Here is an 18,880-nt window from a genome sequence, read left to right as displayed (position 1 = left end):
TCGCCGGCCCGCGGAGATTCCGTTCGGGCCAGCGGACACGGCTGGAGGACAAGGCCATGGAACACACGATCGCACTGCAATTCGAGGACGGCGTTACCCGCTTCATCACCTGCGGGGAGAACGAAACCCTCTCGGACGCGGCATATCGCCAGAAGATCAACATCCCGCTGGATTGCCGCGACGGCGCGTGCGGCACGTGCCGCGGCCTGTGCGAATCGGGCAGCTATGACCTGCCGGAATCCAGCTACATCGAAGACGCGCTGACCTCGGAAGAAGCCGCGCAAGGCTATGTGCTGGCGTGCCAGACACGTCCGCGTTCGGACTGCGTGATCCGCATCGCGGCATCGTCGACGGCGTGCAAGACCGGCGTCACGAAGTTCGAAGGCGCCATTGCCAGCGTCGACAAGCTGTCGGATTCCACCATCGGCTTCTCGATCGACCTGGACGATGCCGGCGCGCTGGACTTCCTGCCGGGGCAGTACGTCAACGTGGAGATTCCGGGCAGCGGGCTGACGCGCTCGTACTCGTTCAGCTCCGCGCCCGGCGCCGGCCGCACCGGCTTCGTCGTGCGCAACGTGCCGGATGGCCGCATGAGCAGTTACCTGACGAACGATGCCCAGCCCGGCCAGCGCATTGCGTTTTCCGGTCCTTACGGCAGCTTCTACCTGCGTCCGGTGCAGCGCCCTGTCCTGCTGCTCGCAGGCGGAACGGGCATCGCACCGTTCCTGTCGATGCTCGACGTGCTGGCCAGCAACGGCAATCCGCATCCGGTGCGCATGGTGTATGGCGTCACCAACGACATCGACCTCGTCGAACTGCCACGCATCGATGGTGCTGCACAGCAGTTGACAGGCTTTGAATACCGCACCTGCGTAGCCAGCGCCGCGAGCGGCCACGACCGCAAGGGCTATGTCACGCAGCATGTCGAACCCGAATGGCTCAACGGCGGCGATGTCGACATCTACCTGTGCGGCCCCGTGGCAATGGTCGATGCGGTGCGGAACTGGCTCAAGGAAAGCGGCGTCGAGCCGGCAGGCTTCTACTACGAAAAATTCTCGGCCAGCAGCGTGGCCTGACTGTCATGAGCACTTCCAATCGTTTTGAAGGCAAGATCGTCGTCATCACCGGCGCGGCACAGGGCATCGGCCGCGGCGTGGCGCTGCGCGCAGCGGCCGAGGGAGCCATCCTCGTGCTCGCTGACCGGTCGGAACTCGTCCATGAGGTTGTGGCCGAAATTGCCGCGCAGGACGGCCGCGCCACGGCGGTGATCGTCGACCTGGAAACCTATGCCGGCGCCAGGGCCATGATCGATACGGCACTCTCTGCGCACGGTCGTGTCGACGTGCTCATCAACAATGTCGGCGGCACCATCTGGGCCAAGCCTTACCAGCACTACGAAGCAGAGCAGATCGAAGCCGAGATCCGCCGCTCGCTGTTCCCCACGCTGTGGAGCTGCCGCGCGGCGCTGCCCGGCATGGTCGAGCGGCGCCAGGGCACAATCGTCAATGTGTCGTCGATCGCTACACGCAGTATCCACCGCGTGCCGTATGCCGCGGCCAAGGGCGGCGTCAATGCGCTGACTGCTAGCCTTGCGTTCGAACACGCCGGCGAAGGTATCCGCGTCAATGCGGTCGCCACCGGCGGCACGGAAGCCCCGCCGCGCCGCATCCCGCGCAATACGTCCGAGCAAACGCCGCAGGAAGCCGAGTGGTACCAGGGCATCGTCGATCAGACCATCGGCTCGAGCCTGATGCACCGCTACGGCACCATCGACGAGCAGGTCGGCGCGATCCTGTTCCTGGCGTCGGACGAGGCGTCCTACATTACCGGGACGGTGCTGCCGGTTGGTGGCGGAGATCAGGGCTAAGCCGTTTGTCCTGCGTGGGGTGGCGTCCGTCGCTGCCCGCGCTGTCCAGCCAGTGGCGCCATGGCGCCCTGGCGTCTTTTTAATCTTGACCTCGGCAGCTACGACGCATTGGCGTCGTACGACTAAAAGCTACCATCGCGGTGTGAGTGACCAAAGAGCTTCGCACCGAGCAGTATGCCGACCCCCAACGCCATCCACGCGGCCCGAAGCGGATGCGCGTTGACGAACGATTCAGCGCATTCTCGTCCCGTCTCCCACTCATTCTTTACCCGTCCGGTGACACGCTTGGCGACGTCCGCTGACTTGGCTACCAGTTCGGCGGTGGTCCTGGTGGATTTCGCGGCGAATTTCAGGAACTCCGCTTTCGCCTTGTCCCTATCCTCACCGGCAAGACCGGGAAGTCGCTCCAGCAACCTGTCCAACTCGCGTGACAGGTCTCGCGATGCATTCGCTTCCGCTGTAGCGTTCGCATCCGGGGTCATGGTATTTGCAGAGGCAGGGCGCGGAGACTGCCCCACGTCTTCATACGATGTCTCCCTATGTGCGCCTGGCGTGAAACTACTGCCTGTTGCGCTCGATTCCGTCGATTCCATTGTCTTCCTCCTGAGTGCCGGTTCGCACAAGCGCATGCTTATGCCATCCACGCGTGAGCAAAACGAATGCCTGCCCGTCTCTTGCACCGACATGGGCAGGGTCCAGGCCTATTCGTGCCCGGACATGCCGTAGGGCGGCCTCTCCGTCATGCGGGCTGCAGTCTGGCATGGAAAAGGCAACGGGACCCCCTGCGCGGGAACCGCTACGCCGGCAGATTGCAAAAAATCGAAGGGAGCTTCGTAATTCTTGACAGGACCCCAGCTTAAACGGAGTCGAGGTAGGCCCTTACGTCCGCCACCCCAAGTTTGATCAGGTCCCGCGTTTCGGCCGAAAGATCGCCCGCTTCCGCAAAGACCGACAAAGCCAGCGACAGCTCGCGCAGCCGTTCGCGCAGTTCCCGCTTATCTGTCCTCGCCAGGCTTTGGAAGTGCATGAACGCGTTTTCCGCGGCGTCTGCGATAGCAGTGGCCGTCACCTGTCCTAGTTCCCCGGCCCGGCAGGCAGCACTCAGGATTTCATCGACATAAACAGCGACGATGGGCGTGGTGACGCCATCCCCACCGTTTAGCGGATGGTGTCCGGCATCGCGCTGAACAGTCTGGTCCACGCCTGCGTGCTCGCGCCGGTACAAGATGCGCGCGGGCGGCGCGAGTTGGCCGCTGTGCCGCAATGACCCGAAACGCTGTGCGAAATGCCAGGTAAATTCGGCTCCGAGCAGGAAGATCTGCGCAGCGTAGTACACCCATAGCAGCAATACCACCAGCGACCCTGCGGCGCCATAACCGCTGGCAACACCGCTCTTGCCGATGTACAGGCCGATCAGGAACTTTCCCAGCGTGAATAACGCCGCGGTGACGACGGCGCCGAGCCAGACGTCGAACCATCGAACCTTCGTCCGCGGCATGAATTTGTAGATCATCGCGAACACCACGGTCGTCAAGACCAGGCTCACGACGGTGTCGAGGACGTGCCCGACGGCCTCCCGTATGCCGAGCAGCGGCCCCCATTCCCGGCCCATCGCCGAGATACCGGCACTGAGCAGCAACGAAACGACAAGCAGGAAGCCCATGCCGAGGATCATGCCGAACGACAGCAAGCGGGAGCGAATGAGCGAAAACAGGCCGGAGATCTTTTCGGGCTGCGGAACGCGCCAGATTCTGTCGAGTGCCGACTGCAGCTCCGAGAACACCGTGGTAGCGCCGACGAGCAACGCCAGCACACCAAGGATGGCCGTCACCGTACTGGCCGCAGGCTTGCTGACGGCCACCAGCATCTCTTCCACGGCCTGCGCGCCTTCCGAGCCGATCAGTCCATTCAGCTCGCCTACCACCTCGCCGCGCGCCGCGTCGGGACCGAATATCACGCCCGCAATACTGATGACAATCATCAGTAATGGGGCAATGGAGAAGACGGTGTAGTACGCGAGCGCAGCGCCCATGCTGGGCGCGTAGTCGTCGATCCACGAATTGATGCTTTCGCGGACGAGTTGGGAGGCGGTACGTGTGAAAACGGAGCCAGGGAGAAGCATGGGACGCTCTCGGAACATCTCCGCAGGATCAAGCAAGAGCCATTCCTGTGCGGGCTCCAGGCCGCTGCACAGGGCGTCCGTAACGCCACTCCGATGTGGCGTGACACTTGCGACTGCATGGCCTATGGAGGCTCGCGGGCAGGCATTGCAGAGCACGTGAGAATCCCCTGCAGAAATGACACTGTCGTTGGGCCCCCGTCCCCAAAGCCGACAGCCGACAGCCGACAGCCGACAGCCGACAGCCGACGGCAGCATCGTGGGCAATACGGCCGTTCGCGGCACTTTCCTCGCGACGGCATATGCCATGCTCACAAACCCTGTGCCCGCTGCCAGCACATCGACCCGGACATCACCATGGCAAAGGAAGGATGTCGTGCGTCAGCGGACAAGCACAAGCCGCTGAGCGGCACGTTAAGGCGCGGGGCGCGGGCCGTGGCTGCATCGATGCGTGCCCCCTGAACTCAGGGGGCGGCACCGGTTCGCTCTGTGCCAGGCATGGCCGCATGTTGCAGTGGCTAGGCCTTTTCGGATTCGGCGTCGTCCGAACCGAGGTCCGCGCCGGTGACGGGGTCGCTATTGACGTCCGACGCTGCGCGCATGGCAAACGCGTCGACAGCTGCCTCTTCGTCCGGCGAGAGCGTGACCGAAGCGAGGCCATCTCCGCCATCGACCGCAGGAGCCGGCTCTTCGACAAACTCGAAGGTCTTGTCGTCATTCCAGGGTCCGCGCTGTGGTTCCGTGCCCTGCGACATCCGGAAGTAGACCGACGCAAAGCGCTCGTCGCCCGGCGTCTTCCCCGGCGGGAAGTTCGGTGCGATCGAATACAGCGCGCGCTCGAACGATTTCTGGTGCGCGATCTCGCGCGTCATCAGGAAACCGAGTGCCTCGCTGACGCTCGGATCATCGCTGAGGTTCATCAGCCGCTCGTAGATGATCTTGGCGCGCGCTTCCGCCGCGATGTTGGAGCGCAGGTCCGCGGTGGGCTCGCCGATGGTATCGATATAGGCCGAGGTCCATGGCACGCCGGCGGAATTCACCAGCGCCGGGCCGCCTCCGTACAGAAGCTGCGTGACATGGCTGTCGTTGCCCGCGCCGGACAGCGAACGGTACAGATCCGCTTCCTGCTCCGTGCCTTCAGCCAGCTTGCCCTTAGCGCCGCGGTTCAGCATGGCGATCAGGGAGCCGATCACTTCAAGGTGGCTCAGTTCCTCGGTCGCGATATCCAGCAGCATGTCCTTGCGGCCTGGGTCTTCTTCGGCGATCGCCTGCGTGAAGTACCGCGTGGCCGCTGCCAGCTCGCCTTGCGGGCCGCCGAACTGTTCCAGAAGAAGGTTGGCCAGGCCAGGGTCGGCGCGCGACACGCGCACGGTGTACTGCAATCGCTTGTTGTGGATGAACATGGTCAGCTCCAGGATGGGTCGAGACATACCCCGCCGCCGCGGCCGGGCTGCCGTGCCGCTGCATCGACCGTGCCAGCGCTGCCGCACACATGCGGGTAATCAGTTGTTTCTCCCGGGCGACCCTTCCCGGCGCGTTCCCCCGCCCGCTTCCGCCTTGTTCTTCAGGTGCAGCGATGTAGCAATTTCAACGGCTCGCATGATGTGATGTCGCTCGCTACCGCGGTGGCCCCCAGCGGAAATTGCTCAGCCCTCAACCGCCTGCAGCGGGAGAGCCCGCCAGCATCCAGAGCATGGTCGCGTTCATCGACACGATGACGGCGACTGCGATCCAGGCCAGCACCGCGAGCCAGCGCGGATTCACGTGCTCGCGCATCAGCGCGCAGCTGCTTGTGCTGCGCACCAGTGGAATGGCGGCGAACGGCAACTGCAGGCTCAGGATCACCTGGCTTGCCAGCAGGAGCTGAGCGATGCCGCGTTCCGCGTACAGGATCGCGACCACCAATGCCGGAACGATAGCGACGCAGCGGGTCGCAAGCCGCCGCAGCCACGGCGGCAGCCGCGTACGCAGGAAACCCTCCATCACGACCTGCCCGGCCAGCGTGGCAGTGACCGCCGAACATTGTCCCGAGGCCAGCAGGGCCACGCCAAACACCACGCTCGCCCAGGCCGCGCCGGTCAGCGGGCTGAGCAGCCGGTAGGCTTCCTGGATTTCCGCCACGTCGGTACGGCCGGCCTTGAAAAACACGCCGGCAGCCGTAATCAGGATGGCAGCGTTGATGACGAACGCGAGCGACAGTGCAATCACGGTATCGATGGCGATGAAACGCAGTGCCCGCCGCAGATCCTGGGGGCTTCCGTCCAGCGCACGCGTGCGCACCGCCGCCGAATGGAGGTAGAGGTTGTGCGGCATCACGGTCGCGCCGATGATGCCGATGGCGATATAAAGCGCGGACGGATCGCGCATCGTCGGCCCGTACGGCACCAGGCCGGCCGCCACGTCGGGCCATGCGGGGCGCGAGATCAGCAGCATCAGGATGAAGCAGCACAGCACCAGCGCCACCATGCTGATGACGAACGCTTCCAGGCGGCGATAGCCGCGCTGTTGCAGCACCAGCACCAGAAGCACGTCGAACACCGTCAGCGCGACCCCCCACGCCAGCGGCAGCCCGAACAGCAGGTTCAGCGCTATGGCCGTGCCGAGCACTTCGGCGAGGTCGGCGGCGCAGATCGCGATCTCGCACAGCACCCACTGCGCCAGGGCCGACAGCCGCGAACTACGGTGCCTGCACGCTTGCGCGAGGTCCATGCCCGCCACCAGGCCGAGCCGGCTCGCGAGTATCTGCAGCAGCACCGCCATGCAGCTCGACATGGCGATGACCCACAACAGGCGATACCCATAGGCTGAACCGCCGGCCAGGTCGGTGGCCCAGTTTCCCGGATCCATGTAGCCGACGGCAACGAGGTACCCCGGGCCGGCAAAGCGCAGCATGCCCCGCCAGCCGTCAGGAGACGTGCAGGCCCGGGCTATTGCTGGCGCGCAGTGTTCCGGTGGCGGCATCTCAGCCAAGGAAGGCGCAAAGGCGGCTCAGCAACGACAGCGCGCCGCCGCCCAGCACGAGCATGCCAGCTGTCATCCGGAATGGATGAACGCGCCAGAACCGGTGCACACGATGATCAGGCAACATGGCGAACCTCCATCGGCGCGGGCGCGCCTGCGACGTTCGAAACAACGCGAACGCGCAGGATCCATGCCATCGCGCGCGCAAGGTCCCATCCCGGGCAGGAATTCTATGCAGGCACGTTCGATGCGTCCGCCGGTGTCAAGTCCGGACCGGCCACGGCGGCGGGCCTCGCGTCTGCACTGCAGCGCATTGCGCTGAACCGATCTCACCCTTTGACAAGGAGAAAGCCATGAACAAGAAGGCACCCGCCACCAACCGCACCGAGCAAGATGACCGGGCCGCGCAGAATTCCGGCAAGGCTGCCGAAACCGACAGCAAGCGGCCACAGAGCGGGCGGCATGCGGCGAGCCACGTGAAGGCGGAGAAGCACCACGGCGCCGGCGGAGGCGCAAAACAGCGACACGGGGGACGCTAGGCGGCTTTCAGGCTTTGCAAGGGAGGGCTACGCCTGCGCGCCGGCCGCCGCCACCGGATTCAAGCGGCCGGTCCCGTGTCCGAGGTCAGGATTTCATACAACGCCTCTGCGGCAGGCTGCAAAGGCCTGTCACGGCGCCGAATCAGCGCCAGGACCCGATCCACGGAAGGTTCGACCAGCTCGATGCCGCAAAGCCGTGGATGATCCCGCGGTAGCGACATGCCAGGCAGCACGGCCATCCCCAGGCCGGCCTCGACGAGGGCCAGCACGCCAACCACGTGGTTGGCTTCGTAGTGAATCGTGGGGCGTCGCGTGAGATGGGCGATGGCATTTTCGATCAAGGCGCGATTGCCGCTTTGCTTCGACACGCTCACCATCCTCTGTCCCGCGAGTTCCTCCCACGCGATGCAATCCCGTCCGGCCCACGGATGGTCCCGGCGCAATGCCAGCCGATAAGGCTCGGCGCGGATTGCGCGGAATTCGATGTTGGGCTCCTGCCCGCCCATGAAATTGAGCCCGAAATCGGACTCTCCCGACAGTACGCTGGCAAGCACAGCGTTCGCGTTCTCGTCGATCACACGTACGCGCACGCCCGGATGCCGGTTGCCGAACCGACAGATGGCGTCGGGCAGGAAATGCAACGCAGCGGAGGGTATCGCTGCCACGGTCACCAGTCCGCGCTGGAGCCCAACCTCGTCGCCGAGCCGCAGTACCGCGCTATCGAGGATGTCCAGAGCGGCGCGAGCCTCCTCCAGGAACTGGCGTCCGATATGGGTCATGTCCACGCGGCGCGTAGTGCGCTCAAGCAGGCGCGAGCCCAGTGTCATTTCCAGCTTCTCGATGCGCCGGCTCAGCGCTGGCTGGGAAATGTGGAGAGCCTCCGCAGCCATGCGGAAACTGCCCTTTTCGGCGATCGCCACAAATGCCTGCAGGTCTTCCAAGCCGAAATTAATGCGTGACATGCATCGATTATTCAAAACGTTGCAATTTACAGATCAATCATGACGCAATATGCTTGCAATGTCCACGTGGGCCCTGTGCATGGGCCTCGAAATACATATCAGAACTACCGGAGACTTAGATTGAAAATTGCTGTTCGCCAGTTGGGGCTCGCCCTGACACTCGCCGCCTGCGCCATGACCGCGACCGCTGGAACCTGGCCGGAAAAGCCAGTGAAGTTCGTCGTACCGTTCGGTCCGGGCGGCGCTAACGATCTGGTCGCCCGCGCTGTGGCTGACGCGGCGTCCAAGCAGCTGGGCCAGCCGATCATCGTGGAAAACAAGCCTGGCGCCGGCTCGGTGCTGGGTGCCGACTATGTCGCCAAGTCCGCCCCGGACGGCTATACCTTCCTGGCGCCGGCAGGCGGCGTGATTACCAACGCTATGATCAAGGCGCACCTGCCGTACAAGGAACAGGACCTGGTGCCCGTCTCCATGCTGGCGGTCAGCCCGTCCGTCATCGTGGTCCCCGCTGACTCGCCGATCAAGGACCTCAAGAGCCTGATCGCGCTTGGCAAAGGCGGCAAGGGCCTGAATTTCGCTACGGCGGGCACCGGCAGCACGCCGCACTTCGTCGGCGAGATGTTGAAGCTGGCAACCGGCGTCAAGGTCGAGATCATTCCCTACAAGAGCGGGTCGGAGGGCATGGTTGCCGTGGTGGGCAAGCAGGTCGACGCGACTTCGGAGGCCAGTGTGGTGGTGCTCCCGCAGGTAAAGGGCGGCAAGCTTCGGGCCCTGGCCTCAACATGGAATACGCGCATTGCCGCGATGCCTGACGTGCCCACCACGGCCGAACTCGGCTACCCCACCATCTTCATTGGCCACTGGTCTGGGGTATTCGCCCCGCGCGGTACGCCTGAGGCCATCCTCGACAAGATGAACAAAGCCATCGATACCGCGATCAAGTCGCCGGAACTGCGTGCCAGGCTGATTCCGCAAGGCATCCAGCCCATGGGCGGGACACGGGCTGATTTCTCGAAGTTCCTGGCAGAAGAAAAAGCCCGCCTCGGCCCGATCGCACGTGCTGCCAACATGAAAGAAGACTGACACGCGGCGCGCGAATCGCAAAAGCGTAAATCGCAAATCGCACTCGCGCACGTCGATCAAGGAGACCCCATGAAATTCGCAAGCGCTGCAGCCAAGCATGGCGCGCTGGTTGTGCTGCTCTGGCTGGCCAGTCCGGCTTGGGCGGATGAGATCCGCGTCATTACTTCGGGCGGCTTTACGGCGGCCTACCAGAAGCTCGTGCCACTGTACGAGGCCGCCACGCAGGACCACGTCATCACCGCCTACGGTGCATCGATGGGCAATGCACCCGATTCCATTCCCAGCCGGCTGGCACGGGGCGAGACATTCGATGTCGTGATCCTGGCCGACTCGGGGCTCGACAAGCTGATTGCGGACGGCAAGGTGGCAGCGGGCAGCCGGGTCGACCTCGCGCGCTCGCTGATCGGCATGTCCGTGCGCAAGGGCGCGCCAAAGCCGGATATCAGCAGCACGGAAGCGGTAAAGCAAACCCTGCTCCAGGCCAAATCGATTGCATATTCCGCCAGTGCCAGCGGCACCTATCTTTCCAACGAGTTGTTTCCCCGGCTTGGCGTCGCTGACAAGATCCGGGACAAGGCCCACAAGATCTATAGCGAACGTGTGGGCGCCGTAGTGGCGCGTGGTGATGCGGAAATCGGGTTCCAGCAAGTCAGCGAGTTGCTGCCGTTCAAGGAACTGGACTACGTCGGCCCGTTGCCAGATGATCTCCAACAGAAGGTCTTCTTCTCGGCCGGAACGGTTGCAGGCCGGCAAACAGCGGCCACTTCGCGCTTTGTCAGCTTCCTGGCTTCTCCGGCAGCGGCGGCGATCGTCAGCAGCACCGGCCTGGAACCGGTAGCGACGCCACTGCCTCCGCCGGCGCCGCCGAAGCTGGGGCAACCGTCGAAGCCCTGAACGCACGCAAGACCGAGTCCACTAGACGGCGCGGGCACGCAAGCCCGCGCCGTGTCGATTCACGCTTTCGGCTTGATGTTCTGGTTGACCCGGAACAAGTTGTCGGGATCGTACTTCGCCTTGATCGCAGCGAGGCGCGTGTAGTTCTCGCCGTAGCTCAGTTCGACCCGGTTCTCGGCCTCGTCGGCATCCAGGAAGTTGACGTAGGCCCCTTGCAGATTGAACGGGTGGATAGCGCTCCAGTAGGCGCGCCCCCAGGTCTTGAGCGCCTCTGCGTCCTTGGGATCCGGGCTGATCCCCGCGATGACCATGGAAAACGAAGCGTCTCGCGCGCTCCATGGCGTGGCGTCCCTGCCGATCCGCCGAACGGCGCCGTCTATGGGGTAAAGGTGCATCAGGCAGAACGGGGTGGGTGCTTCGATCGCATTGGCGATGTGCACATCGATCGCCTCATCTGGCAACGCCTTGACGAAGTCGCCCTTCCAGTACCATTGCAAGCCCTTGGGGAAGAACGGGTCGAACAGACTGTTGATGGCAGTCCACGGCATCTCGCCCATCCAGTTGAACAACGGGGCCGGCAGTTTCTCCAGAAGCGAATCCACCAGTTGCTTGCCCGCATCGATCGGTCCGTTGAAAGCACCGATCAGGGCACACGCACGTTTGTTCCAGTGCTCCTGAGGGAATGGATCGGTGGGAGGCACGGTCTTCAGCCCGACAAACAGCCCGAGTTCCTCGGGCGCATTGGGAATAAAGTCGCGGTACGTCGACATGACCTGCCTGGCATCCCTGGCGTCCCAGAAGATGGGACCGGCGAACACCATTTTTGCCGGGTGGGCCTGAAACAGAAAGCTCGTCACCACGCCGAAGTTGCCTCCGCCCCCTCGCACTGCCCAGAAGAGGTCGACGTGCTCGTCCTTGTTGGCGGTGACGAACGAGCCGTCGGCGAGCACGACATCCACCTCCAGCAGGTTATCGACCGTGAGGCCGTACTTGCGCGTGAGATAGCCGGTGCCACCGCCTAACGTCAGGCCTGCCACGCCCGTGCTGCCAACGATGCCCAGCGGTACGGCAAGGCCAAAGGCGTGGGTCGCGTGATCGAGATCCGCCGCTGTGCAGCCCGGCTCGACACGCACCGTGCCGCTCGCCGGGTCGACGCGCACGCTGCGCATCTGTGACAGGTCGATGACCAGCCCACCGTCGCAACTGCCCAGACCGGGCCCGTTGTGTCCGCCTCCGCGGACTGCGAGAAGCAGTTTGTTCTCACGCGCGTAGTTGACCGCAGCGATGATGTCGGCGGCGTCCGTGCAGCGGGCGATCAGCTTGGGCCGCTTGTCGATCATGCCGTTGTACAGCGCTCGCGCGTCGTCGTAGTCCTTGTCGGACGGGCCGATCAGCCTGCCGCGGAATCCCTGAATCGCAAACTCGTCCATGGCGCTCCCTCCTTGAAGAGTGACCCATCGCGCGCCCCGCGCAACGGCTGTCCCACCATGCAGCCTCGGTGCGGTATCGCTGACAACGACGTGTGATCAAACGGCATCCGCGAGAGCGGCAGCCGTTTTCGTGATCAGCCCCGCACCTCACTCGATAAAAAGCATAGTGCTCCAACACCCTTGCCGGAAGGAGCTCGCGCTGGCCTTCTACAATGAAGACGAAGCGTGGACCGGCTGACGTCCAGTCGTCGGCAGAGTGGTATGAAAAGCGTGCCACTGGCACATCAAGTCGGCCCGTGCCTCCCTGATATGTGAGGTCGGAGAATGACGCCGCATGCTGCGTGTACCGCGAACACCCGTCAGGTGCTGCGGTCGGCGCGTCGGCGGGTGGCATCGGTGCCTTGCATCGACTACTGGAGTCGATCGCTGCCGATGTCCCCTATGCCATGGTTGTGCTTCAGCACTTGCCGCCCGATCACCCAAGCCGTTTGCCCGAACTGCTTGGAATGTGGACGCGCCTTCCGGTACTGGCCGCCTTGGAAGGCATGCATCCCGAGCCAAACCATATCTACGTCCCGGCCCCCGACCCCATTAATTACGTTTGAAGACGGTCAATTCAGCACCGGCCGGCGGAAGGTGGCAGCAGACGCCCAGGCATCGATTCCATCGACGCGTTCTTTGAAAGCCTCGCGCGGCACGCGCATTCGCGCTTGATCGCCGTGGCGCTTTCCGGAACGGGCATGAATGGCACAGCCGGTGCAATCTGCGCGGGAGCCGACTAGCCTCGACCTCGAACTGGCTGCCGCGTTTACGCAAACGGCGGACATCATCATTTCCAGCCATCAGTCGGCGTGAGTGGTTGTCGTGAGTGCCTTGGCTTGTCCCGGGTTTCCCCTCAATTCTGGCCCGCGATCGTAGTGAGACAATCCGTTCCTGTCGCACGATCGCTGGTCGTGGCGATCCGACGTTCGCTGGCCAACCGAAGGGAGACAAACATGCGTCGCTTTGCCGCTTTTCTCGCTGTCCCGGTCGCTTTTGCCTGCGGCTACCTTGCCGCCAATGCGGGATTGCCGCTAGCCCACGCGCAAACGCCGCCCGCCACGTTGGCGCCGCAGATTATCAACCTGGTTGCCATGAGCCAGGAAGACATCGGACCGCAGGTGCCCAATATGGGCACGCTACGTTCGAAAACGCTGGTGACGACGCCACAAGGAACCGTTGGCGTGCAAGCGGGCAATGTCCCGAAGCACTACCATACGAGCGCTGACGAGATCCAATATGTCATTGCAGGAAAGGGCACGTTCTGGCTGGGCAACGAGCAGCGCGAAGTCGGGCCCGGCGATCTGATTGTCATCCCCAAAGGCGTCGCGCATGCGGGGTCGATTGCAACGAGCGGGGATTTCAAGGCACTGGCCATCAAGTTGCCGCCGCAGGCGGCTGGGGATACACACCTGGTTCCGTGAAGTATCGCCAGGCGCAGCGGTATATCGGGATTCGCGGGACACAAAGGCTGTTGCGCCGGCTACGCCGGCGCAGCAGCGCCCATGCCACGCTCGCCCACCTCAATCCCAATCGGCCTCCTCCATCAACTCGGCCAACCCCTCACTGACCGCCGCCACCCCAGGCGCCCCCGCCGCCTCATCGCGCGTAATGAACACCGTCCGTCCGGCCGCGAACCAGGCGCCGTCCCGAACCTGCCGCACCATGCCCAGCTGCGCGTAGTGCCGCACGGCGCTTTCCGGCGCGATCGTCAGCATGCCGCTTCGCGCGACGATGCAGAGATTGGTGTGGAACGAAAAGGACTCGACCGTGGGCTGAGGTGGCACGATGCCAGCGTTGAGGAACGGTGCTTCAAACAGCGTACGCGTATGGGCGCCGCGCGGCGTGATCACCCAGTCGTATTCGCACAGGTCGGAAAGCCCCAGCGACCGCTTCTTTGCGACCGGATGGGCCAGCGCGCAGGCAATGGCCAGCCGCTCTTCCCAGAGCGGCGTCACGCGCATCTCGCGCGTTGCGCTGGCTTCGAGGCTGCTGCCGACACGGCCGATCACACAGTCGAGTTCGCCGCGGTCGAGCATGCCGAGCAGGCCGGCAACCGTGGATTCGTGCACCACAAGGTGTGGGCAGTCGGGCCGCGAGGTCATCTTCGCAAGCAGCATGGGCAAAGCGACGACGCCGGCCAGCGGCAGGATGCCGAGACGCACCACGGGTACCGGCGGCGCGGCATCGATGGCCTCCATCGCGGCAGACATCGCATTGAGGGCGATCCGCAAGCGCCCGAGCGCCAGTTGCCCCGCCGGCGTCAGCGCCGCGCCGCGTGTCGTGCGCGCGACCAGTTCGGCGCCGAAGACCGCTTCGATCTCCTGGAGCATCTTGGTGGCGGCAGGCTGGCTCAGCCCAAGCTCTGCGGCCGCGCCCGACAGCGAGCCATGGGATTCGATCAGCCCCAGAAAACGCAAGTGGCGGATGCGAAGGCGGTCGAGGCGACCGGCAAGCCGTGCCTGGCGCATCGCCGGCGTATTGGCACTCATAACAAATTGTGATGACCTGATTAACAACTAATAATTTACAGGAAATGCCAGCACTCCCACAATCGACACCATCTTCCAGACCATGACAAGGAGACAACACGGTGCGCACGACAGGAAGACTTCTGGCCAGGCTGGGCCTGGCGGCGGCCGTTGCCGGCGCCTCCTGGACGGCCGCCACGGCCGCTCAGGCCACCGACAGCCCTTTTCCTACCCGGCCGATCCGGCTGATCGTTCCCTACGCAGCCGGCGGCGGACCCGATATCCAGGCGCGCAAGCTGGCGGAGGTTGCAGCGCGCGAACTCGGGCAGCCCCTGGTGGTCGAGAACAAGGTCGGTGCCGGCGGCATTCTGGCGGCGGAGGTGGTCGCGCAGCAGCCGGCCGACGGCTACACGCTGATCCTCGGGGCTTCCACGCACATCACGCAAAAGCTGCTTCAGCCATCCGTCAAGTTCGATCCGGTCACGAGCTTCACCCACATCATCCGGTCGGGGTTCAGCCCGCAGGTGATGCTCGTGAAGAACGACGCGCCTTATCGCACGGTGGCTGATGTCGTTCAGGCCGCGCGCAAGTCGCCCGGCTCGCTGAACTACGCGTCGGGCGGCATCGGCAGCGCGGCACATCTGGCGGGTGCGGCATTTGCCAATGCGGCAGGCGTCGATCTGGTCCATGTGCCATACAAGGGTTCCGTCGAAATCGTGCCGTCATTGATCCGGGGCGACGCGACAGTCGGCTTTCCGGTGGCGTCGACCGCCATTCCGCAGTTGCAGAACCACGCGGTGCGGGCGCTGGCGGTAACGTCCGCGCACCGGCTCGCGGGCTTGCCGCAGGTGCCGACGCTGAACGAGGCGCTTGGCCGACAGGATCTCGCGCTCGACGCATGGATTGGCATCTGGGCACCCGCGGGCGTGCCGAAGCCGGTCGTCGCGCGGCTGCATGCGGCATTCCTGAAGGCGCTCAACGACCCCGGCGTGCGCGACTTCTACCAGAAGGCCGGCACGATCATCGACCCCACGCCAAGCCCCGAAGCGTTCGACCGCTTCATCACCGACGAGACGGACAAATATCGTCGCATCGTCAAACAGAGTCATATTGCGTTGCAGTGAGGCCGACATGAATTCGTCAGAACTCTCCTTCGCCCCGCTGAGCGGGATCCGCGTGCTCGACTTCTCGCACGTCATCGCAGGGCCGCTGGCCACGTTCTACCTCGCGCAACTCGGCGCCACGGTATTGAAGATGGAAAACGCAAACGGTGGCGACGTGATGCGTCGCACCGAGAAAGGCCGGCAGGGCTTCGTCGCGCTGAACGCCGGCAAGCAAAGCCATGCGGTAGACCTTGGCAACGCGGCAGACCTGGCCCGCGCGCTGGAGATGGCGGCAACCTGCGACGTCGTCGTCGACAACCTGCGCCCCGGCGTGCTCGAGCGCTTCGGGCTTGGCTTCGAGGCGATCCGCGCGGTCAACCCGAAAGTCGTGTACTGCACGATCTCGGGCTATGGCCAGCACAGCGGCGACGTCACCGGCCGGCCGGCGTACGACCACGTGATCCAGGCCGCCACTGGCATGGCCTTCATGGCAGGCACCGAAGACGACCCGCCGATCAAGACCGGCTTTCCGGTCGTCGATGCCGCGACGGGCATGCAGGCCGCGCTGGCGATCCTGGCCGGGCTGCGCGAGCGGGACCGGCTTGGCTGCGCCGTGCAGCTCGATGTGTCCATGACAGGTGCCGCGCTGCAGCTGATGTACTCGTTCGCGTGCGAGGCGTTGACCAGCGGCACGACGCCGCCGCGCGTCGGCAACCAGGGCTATTCCGGCAGCCCGACTGCCGACTTCTTTGCCACCGAGGATGGCTGGATCGCGCTCGGCGCCAATACGCCGCGCCAGTTGATGCGGCTATTGGAAGTGCTCGACCTGTCGCACCTCGCGTCCGATCCGGCTTACTTTGCCGAGCCACTGGACCCGGACACGCCGGTATCGTTCGTACGCTCCGTCGATCCCGCGCGGCTCAAGGCCGTGATCGCCGACCGCGTCAGGACGCTTGGGGCGGAAGACCTCGAACACCATCTCGGCCCGCGCGGCGTGCCAGCCGCCAAAGTGCGCAAGCTCGGCGAGTTCGCCACGGAAGCGCAGCGGCATGGACGCGTATCGACCGTCATGCTGAAGGACGAAGACGCTTCGGTGATCTCTCCGGGGCTTGGCTTCGGGGTGCGGACGCATCGCTGAACGCGCCTTTCGCAACGTGGCAGGGCCGAGGCGGTCGTCCGGACCGCCTCAGCGCGGTATGGCCGCGTAGATCGCCCGGATTGCCGCAATGAGCGCCGTTGACGATTCCAGCGTCCGGCCAGGCGATACGGGTGTGCCTGCCAGCGCGGGGATTTCCACTGAAGCAGTCCGCCTTGCCTTGCGGCAGGCCGCCAATCAGGCGGGCTTCTCCAGAGGCCGGCTCGCGGCGGGCAAGCCCGGCTACGCTTACGGCGACTACTGGTACCAGGTCAACGACGGCGACGGGTCCGTCGAGGCCGGCGGGCGATTCGGGCAGAAAATCTACATCAATCCGGCAAAGGGGGTGAGCGTGGTGAAGTTTTCCTCGCGCCCTGATGCCGCGCCGCGCGCCACGACGGCGGCCGCAGGAAGGAGTATGAAAAGCAGGAATCGCCCCTTACAAGACGCTCAGAGGCATTACGCCATAACGGATGGGAATGTCCGGGCCCAGGTTCGCAGGAGACGGACGTCGCCACCGATCACCGGACCGGTTCAAGCCGCCTGTACTGGTGAAAATGCCGGATCGCGCGCTGATGGTCGCCCATGGCTTCATGCAGCCGCGCGGCGTTGTAGTGCGCGTCGGCCAGATCAGGCGCCAGTGCGATACAGGCGTGGTATTCGGCAAGTGCCGCTTCAGCGTATCCGCTGTCTTCCAGCGCAACGGCAAGATTGAATCGAATCAAGGGCCCGTCGAGGCCTTGTTCCAGCGCAGCGCGATACAGATCGACGGCATCCGCGTAGCGCGCCCGGTCACACAACAGGCACCCCAGGTTCACATAGGCGTCCAGCAGGCCAGGATCAGCGGCAATGGCCCTGCGGTAGGCTAGCTCGGCCTCTTCGGGATCTTCTCGTTCGAACTCCTGCGCAATCTCGAACAACTCATGGCCGCTCAGGCCGACGGCAGTAGCCGGTAGCGGACTCAATGGAAGCACGGGCGCGGAGCGGTCAGGCGTATCGAAGTCCATGATCCGCTGTCCGGTCTCCGCTTGCCATGGACCGTGCGCGTCCTTCACGGCCACGGATCCGCCCAGCGCCGTGATACGGATGCCGGTCAAAGGCCTGCCCGTGGCAAGCGCATCCAGCCTCTTGAGCGATCGAACGACACGCCGCGGCGGGACATTGGCGGCACGCAGCGATTGCGCCGTGCGAAACAACAGCAGGTCCTGGAAGGAAAAGCGATACTGGCTCCCCGGCCCACGGGCCGGCGTGACGATGCCCGCTGCCACCATCGCCTGGACCATGGAACGCGAAATGCCAGCCAGCGTCTGGACGTCGCGCAAGCTGAACGCCTGCATGCTCAGGCCTTCTTCGCGCGCTTCGGAATGGCTGCCACAGTGGCAGTGGTTCGCTTGGCGCTCTTGCGCGGCGCGGGTGACTCCGCGGCAGGCGCCTTGGCCGTGGCTGTCTTGCTCGCTGCGGCCGACCGCTTGCCAGTGGATAGGCTCTTCTTCAGCGCTTCCACAAGATCGATCACCTGGCCGGACGGTGAAATCTCCACCGGTTCCTGAGAGATGATTTCCTTGCCGGCGATCTTCGCATCAATCGCCGCCAGGACGCGCTCCTTCTCTTCGTCGCGATACTGGCTGGCATCGTAGTGATCCTCCGACGCCTGCTCGATCAGTTGGACGGCGAGCTTCATTTCGGCATCAGACACGGCGACGTCCTCGACATGCAGTTCGTCAATGGACCGGACTTCGTCCGCGAAAAGCAGCTGCTGGAACACGAGCCCGCCCTCGATGGGCCGGATCTGAACCATATGCGACTTGCCCTTGGACGCCCATTTGGCAATCGCGCACCGGCCCGTCTTTGCCATGGCGGCACGCAGCAGGCTGTATGGCTTGCCACCGCGCTTGTCCGGGGCAATGTAGTAGGTCTTGTCGTAGTAGATGGGATCGACACCCTTCTCCGGCACGAACGAGACGATTTCGACCATATGGCTCGCGCCCTCTTCGAGCGCCTTGAGCTCGTCGGGACTGAAGATCACGAACTGGTCCTTCTCGAATTCGTAGCCCTTCACCATCTCTTCGCGTGGCACCACTTCCCGCGTTTGCTCCGAGACGTATTGCTGCTTCAGCCGCGAGCCGTCCTTGCTGAGCAGGTTGAAGCGCACCGTGCTTCCGGAATCCGTCGCAGTGTAAAGCTTCACCGGAATCGAGACCAGGCCGAAAGAGAGGGAAAGCGAAGCAAGTGATCGCGCAGCCATAATGCAATCTCCACGTCACGAAGGACAATCAC

Annotated in this window: 18 protein-coding genes and 1 pseudogene; 9 read left to right on the top strand and 10 right to left on the bottom strand. The window is 64.2% G+C overall.

Annotation, left to right across the window (positions count from 1 at the left end):
* The first annotated feature begins 56 nt into the window (after positions 1–56).
* Both benC and K2O51_RS11770 read left to right on the top strand, forming a co-directional pair.
* Positions 57–1,076 carry a benzoate 1,2-dioxygenase electron transfer component BenC gene (benC, locus tag K2O51_RS11775; RefSeq protein ID WP_140950858.1) on the top strand — a complete coding sequence of 340 codons (1,020 nt, stop codon included), beginning with the start codon at positions 57–59 and terminating at the stop codon, positions 1,074–1,076.
* A gap of 5 nt (positions 1,077–1,081) precedes the next feature.
* Positions 1,082–1,867, top strand: a complete 786-nt coding sequence (locus K2O51_RS11770; protein WP_011300524.1) for a 1,6-dihydroxycyclohexa-2,4-diene-1-carboxylate dehydrogenase — start codon at positions 1,082–1,084, stop codon at positions 1,865–1,867.
* Positions 1,868–1,989: 122 nt separating this feature from the next.
* Here K2O51_RS11770 and K2O51_RS11765 read toward each other — a convergent pair whose 3' ends face one another.
* The 5 genes from K2O51_RS11765 to K2O51_RS35560 all read right to left on the bottom strand — a co-directional run bounded on the left by K2O51_RS11765 (position 1,990) and on the right by K2O51_RS35560 (position 7,074).
* Positions 1,990–2,349: a hypothetical protein gene (locus K2O51_RS11765; protein ID WP_086004453.1), complete on the bottom strand. Its 360-nt coding sequence runs from the start codon at positions 2,347–2,349 to the stop codon at positions 1,990–1,992.
* A gap of 374 nt (positions 2,350–2,723) precedes the next feature.
* Entirely contained in the window at positions 2,724–4,295 is a 1,572-nt protein-coding gene (locus K2O51_RS35645; RefSeq protein ID WP_342394089.1) for a YihY/virulence factor BrkB family protein, read from the bottom strand.
* Positions 4,296–4,504: 209 nt separating this feature from the next.
* Positions 4,505–5,389, bottom strand: coding sequence for a manganese catalase family protein (locus K2O51_RS11755; protein ID WP_041680212.1), 885 nt, complete (start codon positions 5,387–5,389; stop codon positions 4,505–4,507).
* Between the two features lie 250 nt (positions 5,390–5,639).
* Positions 5,640–6,878, bottom strand: a complete 1,239-nt coding sequence (locus tag K2O51_RS11750) for an Nramp family divalent metal transporter (protein WP_245001808.1) — start codon at positions 6,876–6,878, stop codon at positions 5,640–5,642.
* Between the two features lie 70 nt (positions 6,879–6,948).
* A complete protein-coding gene (locus tag K2O51_RS35560; RefSeq protein ID WP_258234600.1) occupies positions 6,949–7,074 on the bottom strand; it encodes a hypothetical protein in 126 nt (41 codons plus the stop codon).
* Between the two features lie 226 nt (positions 7,075–7,300).
* On the opposite strand from K2O51_RS35560, the gene K2O51_RS11745 reads away from it, so the two are divergent.
* Positions 7,301–7,486: a hypothetical protein gene (locus K2O51_RS11745; RefSeq protein WP_041680213.1), complete on the top strand. Its 186-nt coding sequence runs from the start codon at positions 7,301–7,303 to the stop codon at positions 7,484–7,486.
* Between the two features lie 59 nt (positions 7,487–7,545).
* On the opposite strand, the gene K2O51_RS11740 is transcribed toward K2O51_RS11745, so the two are convergent.
* The gene (locus tag K2O51_RS11740) at positions 7,546–8,448 is read right to left on the bottom strand and encodes a LysR family transcriptional regulator (RefSeq protein ID WP_011300530.1); all 903 of its coding nucleotides are present in this window, start codon (positions 8,446–8,448) and stop codon (positions 7,546–7,548) included.
* A gap of 174 nt (positions 8,449–8,622) precedes the next feature.
* Between K2O51_RS11740 and K2O51_RS11735 the strand changes: the two genes are divergently transcribed.
* Both K2O51_RS11735 and K2O51_RS11730 read left to right on the top strand, forming a co-directional pair.
* Entirely contained in the window at positions 8,623–9,531 is a 909-nt protein-coding gene (locus K2O51_RS11735) for a tripartite tricarboxylate transporter substrate binding protein (RefSeq protein WP_011300531.1), read from the top strand.
* A gap of 69 nt (positions 9,532–9,600) precedes the next feature.
* Positions 9,601–10,425: a substrate-binding domain-containing protein gene (locus tag K2O51_RS11730; protein ID WP_011300532.1), complete on the top strand. Its 825-nt coding sequence runs from the start codon at positions 9,601–9,603 to the stop codon at positions 10,423–10,425.
* A gap of 59 nt (positions 10,426–10,484) precedes the next feature.
* Here the strand turns inward: K2O51_RS11730 and K2O51_RS11725 are convergent, their stop codons facing one another.
* Complete coding sequence (locus tag K2O51_RS11725) at positions 10,485–11,855, bottom strand: FAD-binding oxidoreductase (RefSeq protein WP_011300533.1); 1,371 nt, start codon at positions 11,853–11,855, stop codon at positions 10,485–10,487.
* Between the two features lie 311 nt (positions 11,856–12,166).
* Between K2O51_RS11725 and K2O51_RS35185 the strand changes: the two are divergent.
* Positions 12,167–12,637: pseudogene (locus K2O51_RS35185) on the top strand (chemotaxis protein CheB).
* A 213-nt stretch (positions 12,638–12,850) separates the two neighbouring features.
* Entirely contained in the window at positions 12,851–13,318 is a 468-nt protein-coding gene (locus tag K2O51_RS11710) for a cupin domain-containing protein (protein ID WP_011300534.1), read from the top strand.
* A 99-nt stretch (positions 13,319–13,417) separates the two neighbouring features.
* Here K2O51_RS11710 and K2O51_RS11705 read toward each other — a convergent pair whose 3' ends face one another.
* Complete coding sequence (locus K2O51_RS11705) at positions 13,418–14,386, bottom strand: LysR family transcriptional regulator (RefSeq protein ID WP_011300535.1); 969 nt, start codon at positions 14,384–14,386, stop codon at positions 13,418–13,420.
* A 101-nt stretch (positions 14,387–14,487) separates the two neighbouring features.
* Between K2O51_RS11705 and K2O51_RS11700 the strand changes: the two genes are divergently transcribed.
* Positions 14,488–15,489: a tripartite tricarboxylate transporter substrate binding protein gene (locus K2O51_RS11700; protein WP_011300536.1), complete on the top strand. Its 1,002-nt coding sequence runs from the start codon at positions 14,488–14,490 to the stop codon at positions 15,487–15,489.
* A gap of 7 nt (positions 15,490–15,496) precedes the next feature.
* Positions 15,497–16,606, top strand: coding sequence for a CaiB/BaiF CoA transferase family protein (locus K2O51_RS11695; RefSeq protein ID WP_140950258.1), 1,110 nt, complete (start codon positions 15,497–15,499; stop codon positions 16,604–16,606).
* Between the two features lie 518 nt (positions 16,607–17,124).
* Here the strand turns inward: K2O51_RS11695 and K2O51_RS11690 are convergent.
* The gene (locus tag K2O51_RS11690; RefSeq protein WP_011300539.1) at positions 17,125–17,940 is read right to left on the bottom strand and encodes a tetratricopeptide repeat protein; all 816 of its coding nucleotides are present in this window, start codon (positions 17,938–17,940) and stop codon (positions 17,125–17,127) included.
* A gap of 2 nt (positions 17,941–17,942) precedes the next feature.
* Complete coding sequence (ku, locus tag K2O51_RS11685) at positions 17,943–18,848, bottom strand: non-homologous end joining protein Ku (RefSeq protein ID WP_011300540.1); 906 nt, start codon at positions 18,846–18,848, stop codon at positions 17,943–17,945.
* Between the last annotated feature and the right edge of the window lie 32 nt (positions 18,849–18,880).

The organism is Cupriavidus pinatubonensis (genome assembly GCF_019602855.1).
Taxonomy (GTDB): Bacteria; Pseudomonadota; Gammaproteobacteria; order Burkholderiales; family Burkholderiaceae; genus Cupriavidus; species Cupriavidus pinatubonensis.
Note: the sequence above shows the minus strand (reverse complement) of the source record. Positions and strands in the feature narration are given on the sequence as shown.

Bases quoted from the DNA above. Each gene is read 5' to 3' on its own strand.
- benC (WP_140950858.1), top strand. From the start codon at position 57: ATGGAACACACGATCGCACTGCAATTCGAGGACGGCGTTACCCGCTTC.
- K2O51_RS11770 (WP_011300524.1), top strand. From the start codon at position 1,082: ATGAGCACTTCCAATCGTTTTGAAGGCAAGATCGTCGTCATCACCGGC.
- K2O51_RS11765 (WP_086004453.1), bottom strand. From the start codon at position 2,349: ATGACCCCGGATGCGAACGCTACAGCGGAAGCGAATGCATCGCGAGAC.
- K2O51_RS35645 (WP_342394089.1), bottom strand. From the start codon at position 4,295: ATGGCATATGCCGTCGCGAGGAAAGTGCCGCGAACGGCCGTATTGCCC.
- K2O51_RS11755 (WP_041680212.1), bottom strand. From the start codon at position 5,389: ATGTTCATCCACAACAAGCGATTGCAGTACACCGTGCGCGTGTCGCGC.
- K2O51_RS11750 (WP_245001808.1), bottom strand. From the start codon at position 6,878: ATGCTGCGCTTTGCCGGCCCGGGGTACCTCGTTGCCGTCGGCTACATG.
- K2O51_RS35560 (WP_258234600.1), bottom strand. From the start codon at position 7,074: ATGTTGCCTGATCATCGTGTGCACCGGTTCTGGCGCGTTCATCCATTC.
- K2O51_RS11745 (WP_041680213.1), top strand. From the start codon at position 7,301: ATGAACAAGAAGGCACCCGCCACCAACCGCACCGAGCAAGATGACCGG.
- K2O51_RS11740 (WP_011300530.1), bottom strand. From the start codon at position 8,448: ATGTCACGCATTAATTTCGGCTTGGAAGACCTGCAGGCATTTGTGGCG.
- K2O51_RS11735 (WP_011300531.1), top strand. From the start codon at position 8,623: ATGACCGCGACCGCTGGAACCTGGCCGGAAAAGCCAGTGAAGTTCGTC.
- K2O51_RS11730 (WP_011300532.1), top strand. From the start codon at position 9,601: ATGAAATTCGCAAGCGCTGCAGCCAAGCATGGCGCGCTGGTTGTGCTG.
- K2O51_RS11725 (WP_011300533.1), bottom strand. From the start codon at position 11,855: ATGGACGAGTTTGCGATTCAGGGATTCCGCGGCAGGCTGATCGGCCCG.
- K2O51_RS11710 (WP_011300534.1), top strand. From the start codon at position 12,851: ATGCGTCGCTTTGCCGCTTTTCTCGCTGTCCCGGTCGCTTTTGCCTGC.
- K2O51_RS11705 (WP_011300535.1), bottom strand. From the start codon at position 14,386: ATGAGTGCCAATACGCCGGCGATGCGCCAGGCACGGCTTGCCGGTCGC.
- K2O51_RS11695 (WP_140950258.1), top strand. From the start codon at position 15,497: ATGAATTCGTCAGAACTCTCCTTCGCCCCGCTGAGCGGGATCCGCGTG.
- K2O51_RS11690 (WP_011300539.1), bottom strand. From the start codon at position 17,940: ATGCAGGCGTTCAGCTTGCGCGACGTCCAGACGCTGGCTGGCATTTCG.
- ku (WP_011300540.1), bottom strand. From the start codon at position 18,848: ATGGCTGCGCGATCACTTGCTTCGCTTTCCCTCTCTTTCGGCCTGGTC.